This window comes from Rhodococcus sp. C1, assembly GCF_020809065.1.
GTDB classification, from domain to species: domain Bacteria; phylum Actinomycetota; class Actinomycetes; order Mycobacteriales; family Mycobacteriaceae; genus Rhodococcus_F; species Rhodococcus_F qingshengii.
Genome location: NZ_CP078080.1, coordinates 1,334,460 through 1,356,092 on the forward strand (window position 1 = coordinate 1,334,460; position 21,633 = coordinate 1,356,092).

The following is a 21,633-nucleotide window of genomic DNA, read 5'->3' on the forward strand; positions in this document are numbered from 1 at the left end:
TTCTCACATCCTGAAGACGCCGAAGCGCGTTGTTCCGTGATTGCGGGGAAGCATGGACAGCGCGAGTGAAACCCAGGATCGCGTGTCGACCGGGTCGACGATCGCGTCAACCCATAGCCTGGATGCGACGTACACCGACTCGCCCTGCCGGTCGTAACCTTCGCGTATCGGCCGTTTGATTTCCTCGATTTCCTCTTCCGTGAGCGGAGTTCCGCGTGTGCGCGCAGATTCGATCTTCATCAATGCCATCACCGACGCTGCTTGCTCGGAACCGACCACGGTGGTCTTCGCGTTCGGCCACACGGCCATGAAGTCAGGACCTATCGAGCGTCCGCACATCGCGAGGTTTCCCGCCCCGTAGCTTCCGCCGATGACGATGCTGAGCTTGGGAACCCTGGCGCAGGCAACGGCATTGACCAGTTTCGCGCCGTGTTTGGCGATACCTTCCGCCTCGTACTGCTTCCCGACCATGAATCCGTTGACGTTGTGCAGGAACAACAATGGGATGTCTCGTTGTGAGCACAGTTCGACGAAGTTCGCGGCCTTGAGGGAGTCCTCCGAAAAGAGCACACCGTCGTTCATGATGACCCCGACGGTGTACCCCTCGATGTGGCCGGTCCCGCAGACGATGGTTCGGCCGTAATTCGCTCGGTACTCGACTAATTCGCTGGCATCGAGCAGGTGGGCCAGAACGTCGCGCGCGACGATCGGGGTTTTCGAGGAAGCCGGGATCACCGTGTCGAGCTGCTCGGGGGAGTGAAGAGGTGGTCGCGGAGATCGTGACGGCGCCCGTACCTCCCGTCGATCACCGCGGGCGACGATGTCGGCGATCATGCTCAGAGCCTCGATGTCGTCGTTGGCGATGTGATCGACGACGCCGCTGATCACCCCGTGCACGTCGGCGCCGCCGAGCTCTTGCGGTTCGACGTCGACACCGGTTGCAGCCTTGACCAACTGAGGGCCGCCCAGATAGACGGTGCCGGTACCGCGGACGATGACGGTCTCGTCGCACATCGCTGGGATGTATGCACCTCCAGCCGTGCAGGAACCCATGACTGCTGCGATCTGAACGATGCCGTCTGCCGACATTTCGGCGATGTTCTTGAACATCTCGCCGAAATGGTGCTCGTCGGGGAAGATCTCGTCCTGCATCGGAAGGAAAACACCTCCGGAATCGACGAGATAGACACACGGCAGCCTCAGCCGACGAGCGACGGATTGCAATCGCAGTTGCTTCTTGACGGTCAGCGGGTAGTAGGTGCCGCCCTTGACGGTGGCGTCGTTCGCGAAGATGGCGCAGAGTGAGCCGCGGATGAGCCCTACGCCCGTGACCAGACCAGCCGACGGGAGTTGCTCGTCGTACACCTCGAATCCGGCCAGTTGTCCGATCTCGAAGAACGGGGACTGCACGTCGAGAAGAGCATCGATGCGTTCGCGAGCGGGCAATTTGCCGCGAGCCCGGTGCTTGGCAACCGACTGCTCGGGTGCCCCGTGAACGGACAAGTGTTGCGCGTCCGCAACTCGCTCGCGAATTTCCTTGTATGCCAGTAAGTTTTGCTCGCGGGTACCGGGGTCGAGTTGTGCGGTGCGTTCAATGACGGGCATGGGACGTACCTACTGTCGGTTCGGAGGAAGCTGTGCGGAGGGAGAATACGAGCGCAGTCGCTGCTGCAGTGATCAGTGCGACGATTGCTGACCACACGCGTTCATCGGATGCGAGAGGTCCGACTACAGAGGCGAAGCCGGCAATTCCCTGCTGTACGAGTCCGCAGTACGCGACGGCGATGGCTCCGCCTTCAGCAAAATGCGTCACTGCTGATGCTGCCGAGTTCGGGAAGAGAAGCGATTGCCCAAATGTCAATGCGATGTATCCGAGCAGGAAGACCGCGAGCAACGGCGTGGAACCGAGTGGGGGATACCAGCAGAGCATGAGGACGAGGCCGGCAAGCAGCATGCACAGCGCACCTCGACGCATCAACTTCTCTGAACCGACGGTTGTGGCCCTTCGATTGACGTAAAGCGCGCCGCTGAAGTAGGCGGTTCCGTAGAGGATTCCGAAGGCTCCGAATGCCCACGGTTGCAAGTCGAATCGATCGCTGAACAGGAAGGGGCTCGATTGCTGCACAAGGACTATCGCGCCGAAACCCAGGCCCCCCGCAATGGCTGGTTTGTAGAACCGGGGTGTCAGGACTATGGCATTCCACCGAACAACGCGTTCGTTGTTGTCGCGGACTGTGGTGTTCTCGGTCCTCAGTGCCACCGCAGCGAGTGCTGCTCCGAGTACTCCGAGCACGCCGAAGCCGGTTCGCCACGAGGTGAACGACGCAAGAGCGCCGCCGATCAGTTGGCCACCGCCCAGTGCCACCACAAATGCCATCGACAACAGCGACAAGCGGCTAGCCAACTCCGAACCGGTGAACTTGTCCTTCACCATCATTCGCACGATGATGGCCGCACCTCCTGCTCCGATGCCTTGAACGATCCGGCCGATCAGTAGTACGGCGGCGCTCTGGACCAAAGCCAATGCAATGCAGGCGATCACGAACAATACCAAGCTGGACAACAGTGCCGTCCTGCGTCCGAGTCGATCTGCCAACCGCCCCCACACGACCACCGGAAGTGCGGCACTGATCACGAAGAGTGTCACCGACCACTTCACCACGGAATCTTCGATGCCCAGATCCGTCGCGATCTTCGGCAGTGAAGGGAGGTAGATGGTCGTGGCCATTTGTGCTGTCAACACGACGGCACAAGCCAGCGGTGTCACTGCCACAGTGCGGTCGTCGCTCATTCCGTGACACTTCGTAGGACGTCGGCGAAGCGCTCGATCGTTGCATGTGGAAGGTCCGCCCGAAGCATCAGTCTCAGCCCGGCTTTGCCCCGGCCGATGACAGGGAAGAAGACCGCCGATGTGTAGAAACCGCTAGCCAGCAGTTTCTGTGCTGCGGTGATGGTTTGTTCTTCCTCGTGGAGCGTGACGAAGCGGATCGGGAGTCCATCGCCCGATGCCGGCGTGTCGACGAGCGAATCGAACAGTTCGACAACCGTGCGGAGTTGCCGCTGCCGCTTGTCGACCTCTCCGCTGCGGTGGAGCTCCACGGACGCCGCAATAGCACCCAGCCCGGCTACGTTCACACGCTGCGACCACGTCAACGGGCCGCCGTAGCGAAGTGCGAGATCACGATTTCGACTGCCCCCGTTCCGGCCGAGTGCGATCGCACCGCCGGAAGCACCGAATCCCTTGTTCAGTGATGTCAGCAAGAATGTTCGATCATTGAGGCTGCCGATGAGATCCAGGACCGCGCCACGCCCGTTGTGTCCGATGACCGAGGTGCTGTGCGCCTCGTCGAGAACGAGAATCAGTCCGTATTTGGCCTGTAATGCAAACAGTTCGTTCAGGGGCGCCTTCCCGCCTGTGCTGTAGACGGTGTCCGCCACGTATGCCACCTGAGAATTTGTTCGGCAAAGACTTTCGAGTTCATCGACGTCGTCGTGCCGAATGGTCACGATCGTCGTTTCGTCGGCGACGCTCGCCTTCATGGCATTGAGGCAGAAGTGTGCGTTCTTGTCGAACACCATGAGGGGAGGTTCACCGCCGGTGAGCAACCCGGACGCGACGAGGGGGAGCAAGCTCCACGCAGCGTTTGCGGCGGATCCGAGGGTGAGCACATGTGCGTCAAGCAGTTCGCTCAACGCGGCCTCTGTGTCGTCGAGAAGGCTGGAGTGGACTCTCATCCGCGAGATGGAACTGTTCAACGTTCGTTCGCGCTCGAGAGCGGCGATCGCACCCGAACGAATTCGGTCGTCGGTGTCGAGCCCCAGATACGAGTACGTGGAGAAGTTCTCGAATTCGTATCCTTGGATCGTCCGGTGTTCGAAACCTGCGACGCGATCGGCGGTGATATCGGCCAGACCCTCACTGACTGCGCGATCCCAGAATGGGTTGCTCAAATCAGCAGCACGCCTGAGGTTGGAGTACAGATTCCTATCTTTCAAGCTCTCGGCAACCGTCATTTCGCGGCTGGTCCCTTCACTGGATTCGATAGCGGAATTACTGCGTTGATGCACTGAGACGCATCATCGTCAGTTGACATCGCTCATTGAGAACGAAAGACAATTCGATGTCAAGCATTACGGAATCGAGACGCCGAGAAAAAGGAAGAAACCCTATGGTTTGGAACTAGTTGAATCTGTAACTTAAGGCGTTGTTGCAGTTCAGAGACGGTGATGATTTATCACGATTTCCCGTGATAAATCTGATAATGCCGTGAGTCACAGACTTGTGTGCACTTCCGCGTGATGTTCGAAGAATATTATGATCCGAATGCGTCAAAGGGTTGGCACGGAAGCGATAAGGCTTCTGTCTCATATTTTTCGAGGATCTCGTGGAGGTTCGGCAATCAGGCGATCCTGTATCTGGAATCGATTTTCTTCTTAATGAATTTCAAAACATTTTAGGTCCGCTTATCGAATTCTTTACTCGGAGTATGGATGATCCGGTAATGATTCATCCTCGTCGCGACCACTTGCCGCGCAGAAGCATCAGTGCGGTAAGGGTGAGGCCCCATCCGATCGTGGACAGTGCGACGCCCACGCCTGCCTGTCCGGTGACATCAGTACTGGCGTCGATGCTGAATGCGGTGGTGAATCCTGCAGCAGTGCCGGCAGCGGCCGTCATACCGCCGGCCTTCATCCATCGCGAGCAATGGGCGGAACCGAAACACGCCAGAATCACTGTCAGTCCACAGGCGACGACCTGCCAGGTGGGGAACTGTGTCGGGGCAGGCAGGCCGGGGCCGCGGAATCCGCCTTTGTAGTCGGCTGACCAGCTGAGCCAGCCCACGCAAGACAGAAAGCCCAGTGCAAAGGCCAACAGGCCGGTGCTCCACAGTCCGAGTGAGCCCGATCCCGTGTGCCCGCCGCCGAGGGCGGTCGTGGAGTGCTCCAGGCCAGTTCGTTCCGAACGCCAGATTGTCCAGATGATGCTCGCGCCGATAGTTGCGGGCACGCCGACGAAGATGAATGCAATCCAGAGAAACTGCGGCCAGGAGAACTCGAGATCGACAGTCATGGTCGGAGTATGCGCGTACTTCGAATCATGTGCGCCCATCTGTCAATCTGGCGAGTTGCGGGTCAACCTTCCTCGACCTTCTCCACATGTGTACTTGTAGGGTCCAGGTCGATATTCCGTGTGTTGATCAGTCGAAGCCTGGGAACCGGATCGCCCGTGGTGTCGTCGATCAAGATCGAGTGTGGCTCACCGTCATCGAAGGCGTGGCGCTCTCCCCACTGTCGCAGGCTAATGATCACGATGAACAGATCCATACCGCGTTCGGTCAGGATGTACTCGTTGCGGGTACCTTGCGCGTTCGGTTGGACTTCGAAGATTCCCTGCTCGACAAGGACTTTGAGCCTGTCCGTGAGAATGTTCTTTGCGATGCCCAGGTTTCGTTGAAACTGACTGAATCTCGATGACCCGTCGAAGGCGTCACGCACGATCAGCAGCGACCATCTGTCGCCGATGATGTCGGCCGCTCGGGCCGTCGGGCAGTGCGGGTCTGTCCATTGTGCGCGATCCGGCATCGAGTTCCTCATTGGTTGCGTTTTGAAACTGTATTGACGTAACCTCCAAATGGTATCAAAACGCAACCAAGTTGAGGTGGAAGTGACTGCACGTCATGCTGTCGAGAACGCGCGGGGCAAGTTGAAAATGTCTCGCGGACTTCGCCTGTTGCTCGCAGTGCTCTGCGGGGTCTCGGTAGCCGACATCTACTACGCACAGCCGCTCCTCGGGCAAATAGGCTCGGATCTTTCCATTCCTCCGGCCGGCCTCGGTTTCGTAGTCGCACTCGCCCAACTCGGTTATGTGGTGGGGTTGATCGTGTTGGTGCCATTGAGCGATCTCGTGAATCGAAAGAAATTGATCGCAATCCAGATCGTCGCTGCTGCAACGGGAACGATGCTTGTTGCTCTGGCCACCACGAATCTGCAGCTGTTGATCGGGATGGCGGTCGCAGGCACGTTCTCGGTAGTTGTTCAAGTCATAGTTGCCTATGCTGCGGCAATCAGTGACCCGGACGAGCGGGGCGCAAACATCGGTGTCATCACCAGCGGCGTGGTCGTCGGGATCATCCTCGCTCGGACTGTCGCCGGCGCAGTTGCGGATCTGGCAGGCTGGCGGGCGGTCTACGCGGGATCCACTTTCATTTCGGTACTGGTCGCGGCCGTCGCGCTGACGATGCTGCCGAAAGATCCTCGTTTGCAACACGATAGGCGTTCGTACGTGCGTGCAATGGGGTCTGTCGTGACGTTGACGCTTACGAACCGACTGTTTCGCACCCGGGCCCTGATCGCCTTGTTCCTTTTCGCGTCCTTTGGTGCTTTGTGGAGCGGAATGGCCCTGCCGTTGAGTGAGGAACCATGGCGGTTGTCGACCACACAGATCGGGCTCTTCGGAATCGCAGGATTGGTTGGAGCATTGGGCGCGGTCGGTGCCGGTCGGTGGGCCGATCAAGGCAAAGCGCAACGCGTCACCGGGGCGTCGTTGGTCGTTCTCTTGCTGTCGTGGGTATTCAACGCGCAGGCGACGCACTCGCTGGTGTTACTCGTAGTCGGTGTTGTTGCGTTGGACTTCGCCGTGCAGGCTGTTCATGTCACGAGCCAGAATCTGATCGTCGCAAACACACCGGAATCGTCGGGGCAGATCATCGGTAGTTACATGGTGTTCTATTCGTTGGGCAGCGCGGCTGGGGCGGTTTCCACCACTATGGTTTTCGACGCGGCAGGGTGGGGCGCTGCAAGTATTCTCGGCGGCGCCTACGCGTTTGCAGCCTTGATCGCATGGACGATCGATCGATTGCGCACCCGCAACACTCTAGGGAGTTGGGAGCCACGTCCTGGCCGCGACGACCAAGGCGTTCACACCGATGGTCAGGGTCGGCTCGATCACGGGAGCGTAGTGCGGAGAGTGGTTCGACGGCACGGTTCGCAAAGCCGGATCAGTCATGTCACCTGTCGTGAACAGTGAAGGGTCGGTACCGCCCAACAGCCAGTACGACAGTGGCGCACCGGCACTGGTCGCGAGAATGCCGACATCTTCACTACCTGCTCCCGCTCCGGGATCGAGAATCTTGTTCGTCCCCAACCATTCGGCAAACGCATCGAGTGTCTTGTCCAGCGCTGCCGGATCATTGACGACGATCGGAAAGTGCTCCGTCTCGGTGATGGTCGGTGAGGTGGGTGCACCGGCGGTGGCCGCTTCGCCCCGGACGATGCGGTCGACGCTGTCCAGGATGCGCTGACGCACACCTGCGTCGTAGCTGCGGATGTTGAGTTGCAGTTCTGCTTCGCCGGGAATGACGTTGGCGGCATCTCCAGCATGGATGGAGCCGACGGTGAGGACAGCTGTGGCAGTACTCGGGACCTCGCGTGAGATGACAGTTTGCAAACGCAACACGGTTTCGGCTGCCATGACCACGGGATCGACCGAGTTCTCCGGCATAGATCCGTGGGCGCCCTTTCCGACCAGTCTCACACGAAGTGAGTCCGATCCCGCATACGAGGGGCCGGCGTGCCCGGCGATCGTGCCTGCCGGTAGCGGCGATACATGTTGTCCGAGAACGATGTCGGGCCTCGGGAATCGCTCGAACAGTCCGTCGTCGACCATGGCTTGCGCACCCGCGCCAAGTTCCTCAGCCGGTTGGAAGACGAGGACAAGAGTGCCAGACCAGGTCGTCGTATCCTGAGAGAGGATCCGGGCCGCACCGAGTAAGCAGGTCGTATGCAGGTCATGGCCGCACGCGTGGCTGACCGAGACGGTCTTTCCCTGATCGTCGGTCGTTGTCACGGTACTGGCGTAGTCCAATCCGGTTTCTTCCCGAACCGGGAGGGCGTCCATATCCGCACGCAGCAGCGCTGTGGGGCCCACTCCGTTCTTCAGGACTCCGACGACTCCGGTAGTCCCGACATCGGTGGTGGTGTCGAATCCAAGTGCTGTTAAATGTCTTTCCACCAGACTGGATGTTCGTTGCTCGTGAAACCCCAGTTCCGGATGGCTGTGGAGGTCCTTGTACAGGTCGATCAAATCCAGATCCACGGCGATCGTTTCGTGCACTGACGAGGTCATGAGTGTCCTCTCGGTAGCGTCTTTTCAGGCTAACCGGGATGACGGGTCGGTAAACAGGACCTTAGGTCCCACGGTGCCGGTGATGCGGAGTCTGGTGCTACGGCACGTAGAACGATGTGACACCTGGGGTGATGATGGATCCGGCCACAGACAGCACGGCAACAGCGACTTGACCGGTCCCGGTCTGCACGATCGCCTCTGCTGGGACTCCGTTGAGGCCGTCCGAGAGCCGAGCGGAGCCGGAGGCCCCGGTCGAAAGGTTCAGCCAGCGCACTTCGGACGAGAGCAGGCATCCCCACCGGCCTTCCTTGCCTCCGGTGATCGTCACCGTGCCGGGTTGTTCACCGACGACAGCTACGCAGCGGACGGCCGGCGCGTCGAAGCTGCCGTTCGGGTTGCCGTACGGCGCAGGGTTGACCTGGAATGGAATGGTCACCGCGGCGGATGCGAGCGCCACCGACGTCAGAGTAGAAGCGATCACGACGGATGTGCAGACGCTCAGTCGGCGAACGAGATTCATCACGGAGGCCTCCAGCCATGTCCAGGTGATTTGCTTGTCTTCCCCGACGTAACGTTTTGGTCGTAGCTTCCCTTCTTGCATCGCCGCATTGAAGACGACAGCCTCACCATATCCGGTTGCACAGGAGAATTCAGGTACTCGTCGCTATTCGCTACATGTGGCGGCCTCAGATGCCGTCCGTCGAACCGCCTCTGCCGTCGTCGAAGCACGTACTACGGCAACCGGTGTTCCGGCTGCGGGATCGAAACTCCAGTCCTGCCGATAGGACTGGAGTAGATCTGGATCTGTGATCATCGCACCTGGCGACAATCGCTGGGCGAGCGTGTTCAAAGCGTCGACATTGACCATGATCTGGTTTCAGCCTTCCGCTCCGAGATGTGAAACTCATTGTGTCCAAGGCATGTCCGTGGACCCGAGAGTTGAAAGTCAGTATCTCGAGTGCGGTTGAGATCCACCGAATATGGCGTACGTCATATGTTGCTGAGGTCGGTCAGTACCTGATCGAAGGCGCCGGTACGTCCAGGTGTCACTACCTTCTGAAACAGTGTCAGGACACATTCGTCAAGGGCGTCCGTTGCCGTGAGGGTTCTTCTGGCGACGGTACTTCTACCGGACCATCGGCCACGTTCCATGTGTGCCAATGCGATTCCGTCACGCCGGGCTGTTGCCTTTCGGCCCGATGAATGAACGAAGAGGTATGTTCTGCCCGCGATATCGACTTCGCACAGCTTGTTCTTGCGGCGCATGGCCTTGGGCTTCTGGTCGATCAGGGTCCCGATCGTTCCGTCGGACAATCGAAGTGATGCAGGTCGGCCTTTGCGGAATGTGAGCCTGGATCGATCCTGCTCGGCTGTTGACGATTTCCTCTTCCGCCCGCCGGCAACGCTCTCCGATCCGTCGTCGGATGCGGGAATCAGTTCGCCTTGAACGTTCCCCGACGGATCGAATATCGATACGGCCGAACCACCTTCGGCGAGGTTGACGAACCAGCCGGTCTCTGTAGGGGTGTTCCATTTCATGTAGATGATTATTCTTCATCAGTGCCGAGGAATATCAGCCGACAGCCCGAGACGAGGATCGCGGTCAGGATTCGACAGTCACCTCGATCACGCCATCGTCGCCGTTGAAGCGAACCGCCGGCCAGTACCCGTCCATGAAATGCAAACCGCACGAGTCTGTCAGACGTTGACAATCGCTTCGACGGCCTGACGGTGAAGAGCGTGGTGCTGCTCGAAGACGTGGCGTAGGCGGGGAAGCATGCCGCGTACAGCGTCGGGGTCGAGGGAGTGTGCGATGAAGCTGACAGTGCGCCCGTCGACGTTGCAGGTCAGGCTGTAGTAGTCGTCGTCCAATCGCTCACCGTCGGACAAGACGTAATACCCGCGGGCAAGGGTGCCGAGCGTTTCGTCGACGATGCCGAAGCTGGGATTTGTCCTCACGTGAGCAGCGTAGACATCGAAGAAGGCAAGCCGCGATTCTGCTGGGGCGGGCACAACGCCCGACCCGTGGCAGGAGTCGTTCTTCGCCAATCCACTCGCAATGTCCCGCTGACTGGGCATCCGGAACCTTCTGCGCCGCGACTGCCTTAGCGTTCTACGTCGATAACCACGTGAAGGGATTTGTTCAATGGCGAAGAATCAGGCACCCCCCGCGACACAAGCCAAGGACATCGTTGTCGATCTACTGGTGATCGGGTCCGGTACCGGCATGGCTGCCGCCCTCACCGCGAACGAGCTCGGCTTGTCCACGCTGATCGTGGAGAAGACGCAGTACGTTGGCGGTTCGACGGCGCGGTCCGGTGGAGCGTTCTGGATGCCTGCCAACCCGATCTTGGCGGAAGCCGGTGCGGGCGACACCGTTGAGCGCGCGAAGACATACGTGCGTTCGGTGGTCGGTGATACTGCCCCTGCCCAACGTGGGGAGGCATTCGTCGACAACGGTGCGGCCACCGTCGACATGCTTTACCGCACGACGCCCATGAAGTTCTTCTGGGCCAAGGAATACTCCGATTACCACCCCGAACTGCCGGGAGGTAGCGCCGCCGGACGTACCTGCGAGTGCCTGCCGTTCGACGCGTCGGTACTCGGCGCGGAACGCGGTCGCCTGCGGCCCGGTTTGATGGAAGCCGGACTGCCGATGCCGGTGACAGGTGCGGACTACAAGTGGATGAACCTGATGGTGAAGAAGCCGAGCAAGGCTTTCCCTCGCATCATCCGCCGCCTGGCGCAGGGCGTTTACGGCAAGTACGTACTCAAGCGTGAATACATCGCAGGCGGTCAGGCGCTCGCCGCCGGCCTGTTCGCAGGTGTGGTCCAGGCCGGTATCCCGGTGTGGACGGAAACGTCGTTGGTTCGGCTCATCACCGAAGATGGCCGCGTAACGGGTGCAGTTGTAGTGCAAGACGGACGTGAAGTGACGGTGACGGCTCGGCGTGGTGTCGTTCTGGCAGCCGGCGGGTTCGACCACAACATGGAGTGGCGCCACAAGTACCAGTCGGAGAGCCTCGGTGAGCACGAGAGCCTGGGCGCAGAGGGCAACACCGGCGAAGCGATCGAGGCAGCACAAGAGCTCGGCGCAGGTATCGGATCGATGGATCAGTCGTGGTGGTTCCCGGCGGTGGCAAGCATCAAGGGCCGCCCGCCGATGGTGATGCTCGCAGAGCGTGCGCTGCCAGGCTCGTTCATCGTCGACCAGACCGGTCGTCGATTCGTGAACGAGGCGACGGACTACATGTCGTTCGGCCAGCGCGTGCTCGAACGGGAAAAGGCCGGAGATCCGGCCGAGTCGATGTGGTTTGTTTTCGACCAGGAGTACCGCAACAGCTACGTGTTCGCAGGCGGTATCTTCCCCCGTCAGCCGCTTCCGCAGGCATTCTTCGACTCCGGCATCGCGCACAAGGCGAGCAGTCCGGTCGAGCTTGCCCGCAAGGTCGGTCTTCCCGAGGAGGCTTTTGCCGAGTCCTTCGAGAAGTTCAACGAGGCCGCTGCTGCCGGTAGCGATGCGGAATTTGGTCGCGGCGGAAGTGCATACGATCGGTACTACGGCGACCCGACAGTGTCCCCGAACCCGAACCTGAGGAAGCTCGACACGAGTGCCCTCTACGCGGTGAAGATGACGCTCAGCGACCTCGGCACCTGCGGCGGTGTGCAGGCGGACGAGCATGCACGCGTGCTTCGTGAGGACGGCAGCGTGATCGACGGCCTGTACGCGATCGGCAATACTGCGGCCAACGCATTCGGTCACACCTACCCGGGCGCCGGTGCGACGATCGGCCAGGGGCTGGTTTACGGATACATTGCCGCCCACCACGCAGCCGAGAAAGTAGCTTCGACTCAGCAGTAGATCCACTAGGCAACAGATCGCCGAACGGGAGATCAGCACGCGTTTCCGATGCCGGGAACGTGCACTGGTCTCCCGTTCGGCTTGTAGGAGCAATGCACCTGTATGTCCCATCTCGGTAACGCTGACGCGCCGGGTGACCAAGACGCGGTATCGTCTCCAGAAGTGACATGGGGCACTGGCGATTGTTCGAACAGATGCCATCTACCGAAGGCGCGCCTGATATCGACCGGTCGGGTCGAATGCGCAAAAACAGGTATGTACCCAGGTAATTCAACCGTGGTGTGGAGCGTCGTGAAGCGACAGCGTATGAGGTGATTCCTCATCCGCAACGCAAGGATCTCCATGTTCCACCCCCTTTCCGACCATCCGGGTAGACACCCACCCTGTCGATCTTCGAATGAGAAGCCTCCGGTTTGTTCCGGCATTCGTAGTCCTCGATCAACGATCGATTCAGGCACTGCCTCGATGTAGAACCCGTATCTCCTGTGCTGTCACCAGGAGATACAGACCTGCGGGTCTATGCGCGCGCTCGCGTTCGAGAGCGGTCACCGTACCTCTCTCCATGGCGCGATCCGAACATTTCACTCCAACGGAGTCTTGGTGCGATACACCAAGTAGCTCAGCACGTATTGAGTGCTGTCTGCGGGTAGAGCCTGCACCTGCTCCGAGCACATCAGTCAAGGACAACATGAGTAAGCACAGAAAACACAAGCCTTCCAGCACAAAACGATTCATCGCCGTAACTGCGGGACTGGGCGCCCTTGTGGGGGCCGGAGCAGTAGCCAATGCAGGTACCGCCGGTGCGCAGGGCTGGTCGGCGAGTTGCAATTGGGAGTGGCCGGTAAGCGGATCACTTTCGCAGGGTTACCACGCGGGACATGACGGAGTCGACTTCGCTGTCAACGTCGGCACCGCGCTCCACGCGCCCACATCGGGCACGATTTCTGTTGCCGGACCCAATGATCCGGGTGGATATGGAACGTACATCCAGTTGGAAGCGGACAGTGGCGAGCAGATTCAGATGGGCCACCTCTCCGAAACATGGGTCGGTGTGGGGCAACACGTCGAGGTAGGCGACGAGATCGGGGCAACGGGTAACACCGGTAGCTCCACCGGCCCACATCTGCATCTCCGCATTCACAGTGGAGGCGCCGTCGATCCCATGTCCTTCCTGAGTTCGATCGGGGCGTGCGATACCGGGTCGAGTATTGCGCCCGCGCCCGCGCCCGCGCCGGCACAGGACGTAGCACCCGAATTTGCACCGGAACCGGCGCCTGCTCCCGTTGTCTACTCTGAGGCATCCGAATCTGTACCGGTAGAAAGCATTCCGGAGTCGGAGACTCCAGCGTCCGGCTCAGAGGTAGTCGTTGCAGCCGGTGATACATTGTTCGACCTCGCGGCAGAACGAGGTCTCACCTGGCAGCAGGTGTGGGACGTGAATCCGCAGATCGTCAATCCCGATCAGATCCTTGTGGGCGACGTGATCAACTTGTGAGAGTTGATAATTCGATACCGATCCGGAGATGAGTCAACGGCTCGTACACGACCGGTTTCAGTACCCCAGTTGACTCCGAGTTCCACTTCGTGCGCGTGAGCGCTGCAGCCGGGCCGTGCATTTCACGGTCCGGCTGTTTTGCGCGCTCCGAGAAGTGATTCCTACCGAAGTACTGATGTGTGGTGGTTCGCTTCTCGGGCAGCCACGGCCAATCGCTGGGGATCTTGCCGATACTATTGAGCCCGTGAACCGGTCCGCGATCACCTCCCTACGTCGACGTTGGTCAGATGAGGGCGTCGATAATTTACGGGCGCAGCTGCTCGATCAGTCGCGGATCGTCAAGCCGCCCCACACTCTCGTCTCCCCATGGGCAGAGACCGATGACGGGCTGATCGATGTGCGTGGCCTGACAGCGGGTAGCGCTGGATTGGACATCCGGTATCTCACGTTGGAACGGATTGATCTGAGTTTCGCTCGGGGTCCGATCTCCGTCTTCGAATCCGAATTATTCGACTGCCGTTTCGATTTCGTGGCACTGACCGGACAGCCCCGTTTCAATCGCCGATTCGAACGGTGCAGTTTCCGGGGTGCGACGCTCTCTCGTGTGGCGCTCGGACCGAGGGTCGTCGATTGCGATTTCACTGGAGCCAAAGCACGCGGGCTCCGCTCCGTGCCCAATACTGTGTTCGAACGATGCGCATTCGACGACACAGACCTGACTGGTGCGCAGTTCGCCGATACCTCATTCGTGGAGTGTACTTTCGGCGGCGCACGATTCTCGGCGGCCACGAGTTTTGTGCGGTGTTCCTTCACCCGGACCGCTGTCGAGTTCTCCGAGGCGCAAGTGTCGCGAACAACGTGTGACGGCACCGCGATTCCGGATCAATGGGAGGGTGAGGCCGATTCAGCAGTCGCACTGGAGCGGTATGCCGGTCGATATGCCCGAGCACTTGGCGTGGGGGATACAGAGGGTATGGCCCTCGATCCTGAAATGGATGATTCGTAAAGGGGGCAGATCGATGACTCGCGGGGTCACGTTCAGGACAGTATTCGGTGGACCGTCGGTGCCGCTTGACTTCATCGAGGAGTTGACTCGGCTCAGACACCGGCTGAGGGGCATCGCGATGCAGTACGACTTCGATCTGTTTGTGGTCGTTGGTGGCGACATCTCCGTGGTGACCGATCCGACCGGGATCCGGCTTCCGCGTGTGTTTCTGGGCAGGCGTACTGCTACGGCGCAGGTTCAGATGAACACTGACGACGTGATGGGGGTGTCCGACCCGCGTGCATTTCTGTACACGACGATCCATGCGGCACTGACGGAACTGATCACGCGTGTCTCAGACCGCGACAACGACTTCGATGCGGACGGGGAGCGAGCGAAGATCGAGTTCTTGATCCTCGATGACATTGGCGAGCGCGAATCAAAGCTGTGATGGCAAATGACAAATGCTGCGCTCCCGAATTCGTCAGGCTGTTGTCACTCTCTGGCATCAAACACTGCGGTGACCACTTCACAGAAAATCGCCGGTGCCGGCAATGGACGAACCTCACTATGAGTTCTGCGGTGCGCGGTAGCGGTGACAAGTAGGTAGCGTTCAGCTGCGGCGTAGTCGGTGATCGATGTTCCGTCGGGCCCGGGGGTTTGAGTGATCCGGTCGAGGTATCGGCGGCGATAGAGGTATGCGTCGGGCTGGGTCAACAGGTACTCCGCGGCAGCGACGACGTCCAGGCTCGGTGCGGCTCGTCTGAGCCGGGTGCGCGCCGGCTGGTACGCAGCTCTGGCGTGTTTGGTCGGCCCGGTGGCCGTGTAGTGCCCGTCGCTGTGGTCGTCGTCTCGGGCATTGTCATTCATATCGTCGCCTTGGTGTGAATGAGCTCGACGTTGCCGTTGTAGTAGCCGAGGACACGGTGATCCATCATCCGCCGCCACAGTGGTGGTACGGCAGCGCAGACGATCATCACCGCGTATCCGGCAGGGAGTTGCGGAGCGGTTGGAGCGCTGCGCAGAGATTGGTAGCGCAGACGCGGATTCGCGTGATGGTCACTGTGTCGTTGTAATTGGTACAGGAACAAATTGGACAAGAGATGATCACTGTTCCAACTGTCTTCGGGCCGGGCTTTGACAAAGCTGCCGTCTTGTCTTCGCGCACGGAGCAATCCGTAGTGTTCGAGGTAGTTTGCGGCCTCGAGGAACGTGATCCCGGCCAAGGCTTGCAGGAGCAGCCAGGGCAGTATCTGCCACCCGAATAAGGTGATCAACGTCCCGAACAGTGCGGCGCTCAGCGACCATGCCTGCAAGATGTTGTTTCGAGGCGACAGTGCGGGTGAACCCTGCCGGCGCAGGCGTGCTGATTCGATCCGCCAGCCCGATTTCAGACCTCCGAATACGCTGCGGGGCAGGAATATCCAGAACGATTCCCCGAAACGAGCACTGGCGGGATCGCGCGGCGTCGCAACGTTGACGTGGTGACCGTGATTGTGCTCGATGTAGAAGTGCCCGTAGAACGATTGAGCGAGCACAATTTTCGCCAACCGCCGCTCGAGGCGGCTGCTCTTGTGGCCTAGTTCGTGTGCGGCATTGATACCGACGCCCGCAACGACGCCGACGGTCATCGCCAGTGCGATCTTCTCTCCGGTTGCCATCGGGGCGTGCGCCCAACACCATGCGGCGAAGACGAGGCCAGCGTATTGAAGTGGCACGAACAGGTAGGTACACCAGCGGTAGTAGCGGTCGTCCTGCAATGCCGCGATCACGTTGTCGGGTGGGCTGCGGCCATCTGCGCCGACTGCGACGTCGACGATCGGGATGGCGAGAATCAGGATCCAGGCACCGGTCGCCCAGAACAGGCCGAGGTGCAAATATTCGACCAGCAGCCAGGACAGGAAGGGACTCAGCGGGATCAGCAATCCCAACGGCCACCAGTAACGCTTCCGATCCCGCCATGCAGGAGCGTCGACACCTGCTTCGGCGCTCGCTCGAATGTCGTCGGTGTCTGTCATCGAAACTTCTCGAGCACGGGAAAGTGGAATACGGTCATTGCTCTCCAACGGTTCGTGCGGACTTTCGAAGTGGTGTGCTGCGGCGTCTCAGGCGGTTAGGCCAGGTCGGCGAATGCGATGATGTTGTCGTTGTAACTGCGTGCGGTTTCGTCGAAGGATCCACCGCACGTGATGATCCGGAGTCCGGGGTGGTCGATGTCGCCGTATACGACGTCGGTGGGAAAGTCCTCTTTGGGGAAGTGTTCGACACTGGTAGCGGTGAACACTGCGCGACTTCCGTCTTCGCGGGTGACGATGATGTCGGCTCCTGTTTCGAGATTCCGCAGATCGAAGAAGACCCCGTCGGTGCCTTGCCAGTCGACGTGGCCGGCGATGATTGCCGGTCCGACCTCACCGGGTGCGGGAGCGCCGGTGTACCACCCTGCGTCCTTCCCATCCGGTGGGACCTCGAGTGCTCCATCGGTATCGAGTCCGAGATCGATGATGTCGGTGTCGACGCCGATGGACGGGATTTCGAGGCGCGCGGGGCGGTGTTCAGCAGTTACCGGCGCCCTTTCGGGCAGTGCAGAGTCAGTGGCGCGTGGCGCGGATGTGGTGTCTTGTCGAGGCGACGAGTGTGGTTGTGAATTTCCGCTGTCGGATTGTCCACCGGCGCATCCGACCACCGTTACGAGTACTGAAACAGTAAGGGCGAGAGCCGTGATGGCTCGGCGAGTTCGCGGAGCCATCACGGAGTTTTCGTCTTTCATCTATCGACTTGTCCGACGGATGACGAGGGCCGACATAGCCACGACGCTGAAGAAGCCGACGAGCAGGGCGATCCACCCTCCACTGGACTGTCCGCCGCGTTGGGATTGTGTGCTTCCGTCACCGGTGTCGACCGACCCTCGTGGTACCTGCTGCACCTGAGGGGCTCGAACATTCGGGGATCCCGGGCCTACCGGTTGAGTGGTCGGGGTACCCGTTCGAGAAGCTGACGTCGTCGGCACCCGAGACGGGACGGTTACCGTCCCGGGAACGGTGGGAGGTATTCCCGGCAGTGGTGGGAGACCGGGAATCTCGGGTATGGACGGAATGTTTCGGCTGGTCGTGATGATCGGCGGTACGTCCACAGTGGTTGTAGTCGTGCCGTTCGGCCCTGGTGTGGTGGTCGTCGCTTCCACCGGTGTACCAGTCGTGGTTGTAGTCACCTCCGGCGGGACGACCGTCGTGGTTGTAGTCACCTCCGGCGGGACGACCGTCGTGGTTGTAGTCACCACCGGCGGGACCACAGTCGTGGTGGTAGTCGTCGCGGTGTCAGGCGGGACTGTAGTCGTCGTAGTGGTCGGAGTCGTGGTCGTGACAGGAGGCGCACAGGTCGGGATCGTAACGGTGTTCGTATCCAGAGTGACCGCGCCATTGATCGCCAACAGTCGACCCTCGACGGTTGCCTCGGTTGTGGCAGTAATGTCTGTCAGCGCCAACAGGTTTCCTCGGAAGACGGAGTTGGTGCCGAGGGTGGCGGAACTTCCAACCTGCCAGAAAACATTGCACGCCTGCGTTCCGTTGATCAGTGCAACGGTGCTGGACGACGATGTGATCAGCGTTGATCCCGCTTGGAAGACGAAGACTGCATCGGGGTCACCTTGCGCGTCGAGGGTGACGGTTCCCGACAGTGCGATCGACGAACCGGAGTTGTAGACACCCGAAACCAGTGTCCGACCGGTCAAGTCGTCTCCCGTCGGTTGTGTGGGTCCCTGACCGGCAAGAGTGTTGTAGGCAGTCAACACGTCGGGTTTCGCTCCCTGCGATACCGCGTCGCCACCATGATTGGTGCCGGTAATCGTCAGGTCCGATACACCGGTGATGGTTGGAGTCGGATACGTGCCGATATCGCCGCCGAGGGTTGTCGGTCCGGTGTTGGTGATTCCTGCTCCGGCAAGGACTGCAAAGGGCTCAGCGGTGCCGAGTCCGACAGCAGTCGCTTCCGCGCCGGCAGTGCCGGCCGGCAAGACGAGAATGCCGACGGAGAAAACGGAAATCGTTGCAATACCCGAGAATTGAAAGAACCGCGAGCGTCGTGTTGCGGTGGGTGCTGTCATGTTCTGTTCATCTTCGATCCTTTGAAGAAGGGACTCATGCGACGAAAGTGAGTCCGTACGTCCGCGCCGACTCCGGCGCCGGGACGTATCGATGAGCGCCCACGTAAATCCGGACATTCCGGGTATACGATGTGTGTATACGTTGTATGCATAGGGCGTATCCGAATAGTAAACCAGCCGTACTGTTCTGTCAACGCGTAGGCATACGATGTATGTTTTGTGGATGACCGGACACTCGCCAGATCGCACTAAGGGTTTGATTCCCGCCGCGGACCGCGAGGAGCCCCTCACCAGGGCGCTCGTACTCTCGACGGCGTTGGCGATCATCGACGAGGAAGGTGCCGACGGCCTCTCCATGCGCCGACTGGGCAAAGCGCTCGACAGAAATCCGATGACTCTCTACAGGTACGCGGCCAACAAGGCGGCCCTGCTGGACGGGGTCGTCGAGACCGTGCTCGAACAACTGGTCGTCGACCCGTCCGATCGCGACTGGAGGGGGCAGCTGCACGCAGTTGCGTACGGGTATCGCCGCCTCGCGCTCGCGCACCCCAACGTGGTTCCTTTGCTGGTCACTCGGCCGCTGTCCACCCCGCTCGGATTGCGTCCTCCCGGGACGTTGCGCTACGTCGAAGCGATTCTCGAACTGCTGATACGGGCCGGTTTCACTCCTGAAGACGCATTACACATCTACCGAGCAGTGTTCGGCTTCCTCAACGGGCACATTCTCAACGAGCTTCAGGAAATAGTCGAAAATCCCGAGGAGACGGACGATCTCTTGCGGCTCGGTCTGCATCGGCTTGCGCTTGCCGAGTTTCCGAGACTGCGGTCGATGGCTACGATCATGGCTCACTACGACGGGCAGGACGAACTCGAGCGCGGTCTGGCAATCCTTCTGGAGGGTCTGGCGACGGCATCTCCTCCGACGAGGGTTGAGGGCTGACCACTTTCAGTTTGGGTATAGACATGAGACGACCTCGACGGCCACACAATTCAGGGGACCGACGAGGTCGGTAAGCGTCAGCGCAGTCACTGACGTCTACATTTCAACCGTACGAGTCACGGTTGGCAGGGTGGCGGCGAGCTTCGTCCTTGTTGTGTGAGTGTTTCGTCCTGCTTCGCCCATTTCGGGCGGTTCCTGACCTGCTGCAGGTGATGGCTCTTCGGTTCGGCCGGAATGCTTCATCGAGCTGAACGTGTGTAGAGCGCCTGTAAATGCCTTCCGTCCGCCTCGGTGGACGGACGGAAGGCATCAATTCATTTGTGGGTGACCGTATTCGGCGAACACGGTCTGGTTTTGTCAGGGTTGAAATTCTTCGTTGGTGGGGTTCTCGGGCGGGGTGGCCGCGAGGATGCGCTTCCACCAGCCTTGCCGCTGCGGGTCTTCGTTCCAGACGACCGGTTCAGCCAGAGCTGCGGCGGGGGCCATGATTGGCGCGGGCATAGTGGACCTCCTGGATGAAAGGCTCTCGTACAGTCGATTTCGTGCCAAGCCGTTCAGGTCAGGCTTCGATCTGTCCTTGGGTTTTCACCTCGGAGTTTGCGGTGCGGGACGGCGGCCCCGACGAGATTTCGATCCGCCGCGGTTTCGCCTTCTCTGCGATCGGCAAGGTCACGGTCAACACGCCGTTGTCGTATGAGGCGACGATCCGTTCGGAATCGATGTCCTCGCTGATGGACAGCTGCCTTCTGTATGTTCCTGTGAAACGCTCACCGGCCAGCCACGTCACTCCCTCTTCGGAAATGGCGCTGCGGTGCGCGGTCAGGGTGAGGGTCGAGCCGTCTACCTGTACGTCCACTGATCCTGGGTCGACGCCGGGAAGATCGGCGTGAAGGACGTAGTGGTCATCGATCTTGTAGAGGTCCATCGGCATGAAGCGTGGACTTCGGCTGCTGCCGGTTCCGGTGGCAAGCAGGGACTTGGTGATCGCGTCGATGTCGGTGAAAGGATCGAAACGAAGCACAGCAACACACCTCCCGTATCGTCTAAGAAAGGTCACCGTCACCTCGACGGCGACCGAACTTACTGTGCGAGAACATGATAACCAGCCAAACTGGCACTCTGCAACCTCGAGTGCCAGATTTTTTCGGTGAACTTCGGTCCGATTTTCGGAAGTATCCGAAATGGCGCGATCAGTTCGCCAGGGATGTCAGAGGGTCCGGCGAAACACCTTGTCTTCGTCGACTGTGACGGCACCGGATGCGATGAGTCGTTCGAGGTGTAGCTGAGCTGTCCGTCGTTCGACGGCGTCGACGTACGGGGCCGATACGTGGGGGCGGTAGACGAGTCGATGAGCGACTATGTCTTCCAAGAGTTTTGGTTCGCCGAGGAATTGGATGAGACGGTCTTCGCGGCTCAGTAATTTGTCGCGGTATGCGGACAACCGGCGACGGAACTCGTCGCTGCCCTCGACCACGCCCTTCTGATGGAATGTTCCGTACCAGCGTGCGTCGATCGTTGCGACGTGGTCGATGGAGTCGAGGAAGTCGTTGACGCTGCTACCCAGGTCGCCGTACATCGGGCCGAAGGAGGTGAGGTCGATGTCGGCGACGTAGAAGAAGCCGTCGGGTTCGACGAGGACCCCGCAGTGTCCGCGGGTGTGCCCTGGCAAATGAATGACTGTCGCAGTGCGGTCGCCGAGGTCGAAGACGTGGCCGCCCGCGATCCCCGACACGTTCTCGTGGGTCGGGGGTATGCCGTATTGCGTAGCGATCGACTGCTGGACCTCGACTCGTTCGTTCGGAGGAAGGCCGTAATTGGTGAGCATCGTGTCGAGGGATGCGACTGCGGGTGCGTCGAGATGGTGCGCATAGGCCGGGGTGTCGAAATGGCGTAGTCCGGCGATGTGGTCCTCGTGCCCGTGGCTGACGAATACGAGGTCTGCGCCGACGGGATCGCGGTCGAGGGAGAGCGAAGGGTCGATCACGAGCGTGCTTTCAGATCCGTGCACTACCACGGTGTTCCCGTAGGGGACGGCACCACCGTTCTCAGGAACCAGTACCGAGACCTTGCCGAATTCTGCAGGTGTGAACATCTTTCGCCTTCCTCGTGACGATCGTGTCGTGACGA

At 60.1% G+C, this 21,633-nt stretch carries 21 protein-coding genes and 1 pseudogene; 6 read left to right on the forward strand and 16 right to left on the reverse strand.

Annotated features, from left to right (window positions below):
• Nucleotides 1-3: 3 nt before the first annotated feature.
• From KTR60_RS06095 to KTR60_RS06115, 5 genes are all read right to left on the reverse strand, one after another.
• Nucleotides 4-1,605, reverse strand: coding sequence for a carboxyl transferase domain-containing protein (locus KTR60_RS06095; protein ID WP_228401960.1), 1,602 nt, complete (start codon nucleotides 1,603-1,605; stop codon nucleotides 4-6).
• Entirely contained in the window at nucleotides 1,592-2,791 is a 1,200-nt protein-coding gene (locus KTR60_RS06100) for an MFS transporter (protein WP_007726452.1), read from the reverse strand. The genes KTR60_RS06095 and KTR60_RS06100 overlap by 14 nt, the downstream gene beginning before the upstream one ends.
• Complete coding sequence (locus KTR60_RS06105; RefSeq protein ID WP_230691568.1) at nucleotides 2,788-3,951, reverse strand: aminotransferase class I/II-fold pyridoxal phosphate-dependent enzyme; 1,164 nt, start codon at nucleotides 3,949-3,951, stop codon at nucleotides 2,788-2,790. The genes KTR60_RS06100 and KTR60_RS06105 overlap by 4 nt, the downstream gene beginning before the upstream one ends.
• Before the next feature lie 556 nt (nucleotides 3,952-4,507).
• A complete protein-coding gene (locus KTR60_RS06110) occupies nucleotides 4,508-5,110 on the reverse strand; it encodes a hypothetical protein (RefSeq protein WP_007726456.1) in 603 nt (200 codons plus the stop codon).
• 23 nt (nucleotides 5,111-5,133) lie between these two features.
• Nucleotides 5,134-5,583: a winged helix-turn-helix transcriptional regulator gene (locus tag KTR60_RS06115; RefSeq protein ID WP_007726458.1), complete on the reverse strand. Its 450-nt coding sequence runs from the start codon at nucleotides 5,581-5,583 to the stop codon at nucleotides 5,134-5,136.
• A gap of 127 nt (nucleotides 5,584-5,710) precedes the next feature.
• On the opposite strand from KTR60_RS06115, the pseudogene KTR60_RS06120 reads away from it, so the two are divergent.
• A pseudogene (locus tag KTR60_RS06120) lies at nucleotides 5,711-6,808 on the forward strand (MFS transporter); the annotation flags it as partial.
• Between the two features lie 66 nt (nucleotides 6,809-6,874).
• Here KTR60_RS06120 and KTR60_RS06125 read toward each other — a convergent pair.
• From KTR60_RS06125 to KTR60_RS06140, 4 genes are all read right to left on the reverse strand, one after another.
• Nucleotides 6,875-8,125, reverse strand: coding sequence for an amidohydrolase (locus KTR60_RS06125; RefSeq protein WP_064114285.1), 1,251 nt, complete (start codon nucleotides 8,123-8,125; stop codon nucleotides 6,875-6,877).
• A gap of 97 nt (nucleotides 8,126-8,222) precedes the next feature.
• Nucleotides 8,223-8,645, reverse strand: coding sequence for a hypothetical protein (locus KTR60_RS06130; RefSeq protein WP_007726468.1), 423 nt, complete (start codon nucleotides 8,643-8,645; stop codon nucleotides 8,223-8,225).
• Between the two features lie 470 nt (nucleotides 8,646-9,115).
• On the reverse strand, nucleotides 9,116-9,664 hold the full coding sequence (locus tag KTR60_RS06135; RefSeq protein ID WP_003943619.1) for a hypothetical protein: 549 nt from the start codon (nucleotides 9,662-9,664) through the stop codon (nucleotides 9,116-9,118).
• 159 nt (nucleotides 9,665-9,823) lie between these two features.
• Entirely contained in the window at nucleotides 9,824-10,084 is a 261-nt protein-coding gene (locus KTR60_RS06140; RefSeq protein WP_228401961.1) for a hypothetical protein, read from the reverse strand.
• A 187-nt stretch (nucleotides 10,085-10,271) separates the two neighbouring features.
• Here KTR60_RS06140 and KTR60_RS06145 point away from each other — a divergent pair, with 187 nt between their 5' ends.
• The 4 genes from KTR60_RS06145 (at nucleotide 10,272) to KTR60_RS06160 (ending at nucleotide 14,918) form a co-directional block, all read left to right on the forward strand.
• The gene (locus KTR60_RS06145; RefSeq protein ID WP_073513440.1) at nucleotides 10,272-11,987 is read left to right on the forward strand and encodes a 3-ketosteroid-delta-1-dehydrogenase; all 1,716 of its coding nucleotides are present in this window, start codon (nucleotides 10,272-10,274) and stop codon (nucleotides 11,985-11,987) included.
• A gap of 688 nt (nucleotides 11,988-12,675) precedes the next feature.
• Nucleotides 12,676-13,482: a peptidoglycan DD-metalloendopeptidase family protein gene (locus KTR60_RS06150; protein ID WP_228401962.1), complete on the forward strand. Its 807-nt coding sequence runs from the start codon at nucleotides 12,676-12,678 to the stop codon at nucleotides 13,480-13,482.
• 175 nt (nucleotides 13,483-13,657) lie between these two features.
• Nucleotides 13,658-14,488, forward strand: coding sequence for a pentapeptide repeat-containing protein (locus KTR60_RS06155; protein WP_228402267.1), 831 nt, complete (start codon nucleotides 13,658-13,660; stop codon nucleotides 14,486-14,488).
• A gap of 13 nt (nucleotides 14,489-14,501) precedes the next feature.
• Entirely contained in the window at nucleotides 14,502-14,918 is a 417-nt protein-coding gene (locus KTR60_RS06160; protein ID WP_037131026.1) for a hypothetical protein, read from the forward strand.
• Nucleotides 14,919-14,962: 44 nt separating this feature from the next.
• Here the strand turns inward: KTR60_RS06160 and KTR60_RS06165 are convergent, their stop codons facing one another.
• From KTR60_RS06165 to KTR60_RS06180, 4 genes are all read right to left on the reverse strand, one after another.
• Nucleotides 14,963-15,337 carry a hypothetical protein gene (locus KTR60_RS06165; protein ID WP_228401963.1) on the reverse strand — a complete coding sequence of 125 codons (375 nt, stop codon included), beginning with the start codon at nucleotides 15,335-15,337 and terminating at the stop codon, nucleotides 14,963-14,965.
• Nucleotides 15,334-16,485 carry an alkane 1-monooxygenase gene (locus KTR60_RS06170; RefSeq protein ID WP_228401964.1) on the reverse strand — a complete coding sequence of 384 codons (1,152 nt, stop codon included), beginning with the start codon at nucleotides 16,483-16,485 and terminating at the stop codon, nucleotides 15,334-15,336. The genes KTR60_RS06165 and KTR60_RS06170 overlap by 4 nt, the downstream gene beginning before the upstream one ends.
• 95 nt (nucleotides 16,486-16,580) lie before the next feature.
• Complete coding sequence (locus KTR60_RS06175) at nucleotides 16,581-17,234, reverse strand: class F sortase (RefSeq protein WP_003943710.1); 654 nt, start codon at nucleotides 17,232-17,234, stop codon at nucleotides 16,581-16,583.
• Nucleotides 17,235-18,566 carry an ice-binding family protein gene (locus KTR60_RS06180; protein WP_228401965.1) on the reverse strand — a complete coding sequence of 444 codons (1,332 nt, stop codon included), beginning with the start codon at nucleotides 18,564-18,566 and terminating at the stop codon, nucleotides 17,235-17,237.
• Nucleotides 18,567-18,789: 223 nt separating this feature from the next.
• Here KTR60_RS06180 and KTR60_RS06185 point away from each other — a divergent pair, with 223 nt between their 5' ends.
• On the forward strand, nucleotides 18,790-19,506 hold the full coding sequence (locus KTR60_RS06185) for a TetR/AcrR family transcriptional regulator C-terminal domain-containing protein (protein ID WP_042452349.1): 717 nt from the start codon (nucleotides 18,790-18,792) through the stop codon (nucleotides 19,504-19,506).
• 357 nt (nucleotides 19,507-19,863) lie between these two features.
• On the opposite strand, the gene KTR60_RS06190 is transcribed toward KTR60_RS06185, so the two are convergent.
• The 3 genes from KTR60_RS06190 to KTR60_RS06200 all read right to left on the reverse strand — a co-directional run bounded on the left by KTR60_RS06190 (nucleotide 19,864) and on the right by KTR60_RS06200 (nucleotide 21,598).
• Nucleotides 19,864-20,007, reverse strand: coding sequence for a hypothetical protein (locus tag KTR60_RS06190; RefSeq protein ID WP_165639161.1), 144 nt, complete (start codon nucleotides 20,005-20,007; stop codon nucleotides 19,864-19,866).
• 58 nt (nucleotides 20,008-20,065) lie between these two features.
• Nucleotides 20,066-20,527, reverse strand: a complete 462-nt coding sequence (locus KTR60_RS06195; RefSeq protein ID WP_007726499.1) for an Hsp20/alpha crystallin family protein — start codon at nucleotides 20,525-20,527, stop codon at nucleotides 20,066-20,068.
• Between the two features lie 186 nt (nucleotides 20,528-20,713).
• Nucleotides 20,714-21,598, reverse strand: a complete 885-nt coding sequence (locus tag KTR60_RS06200; RefSeq protein WP_042452347.1) for an MBL fold metallo-hydrolase — start codon at nucleotides 21,596-21,598, stop codon at nucleotides 20,714-20,716.
• Between the last annotated feature and the right edge of the window lie 35 nt (nucleotides 21,599-21,633).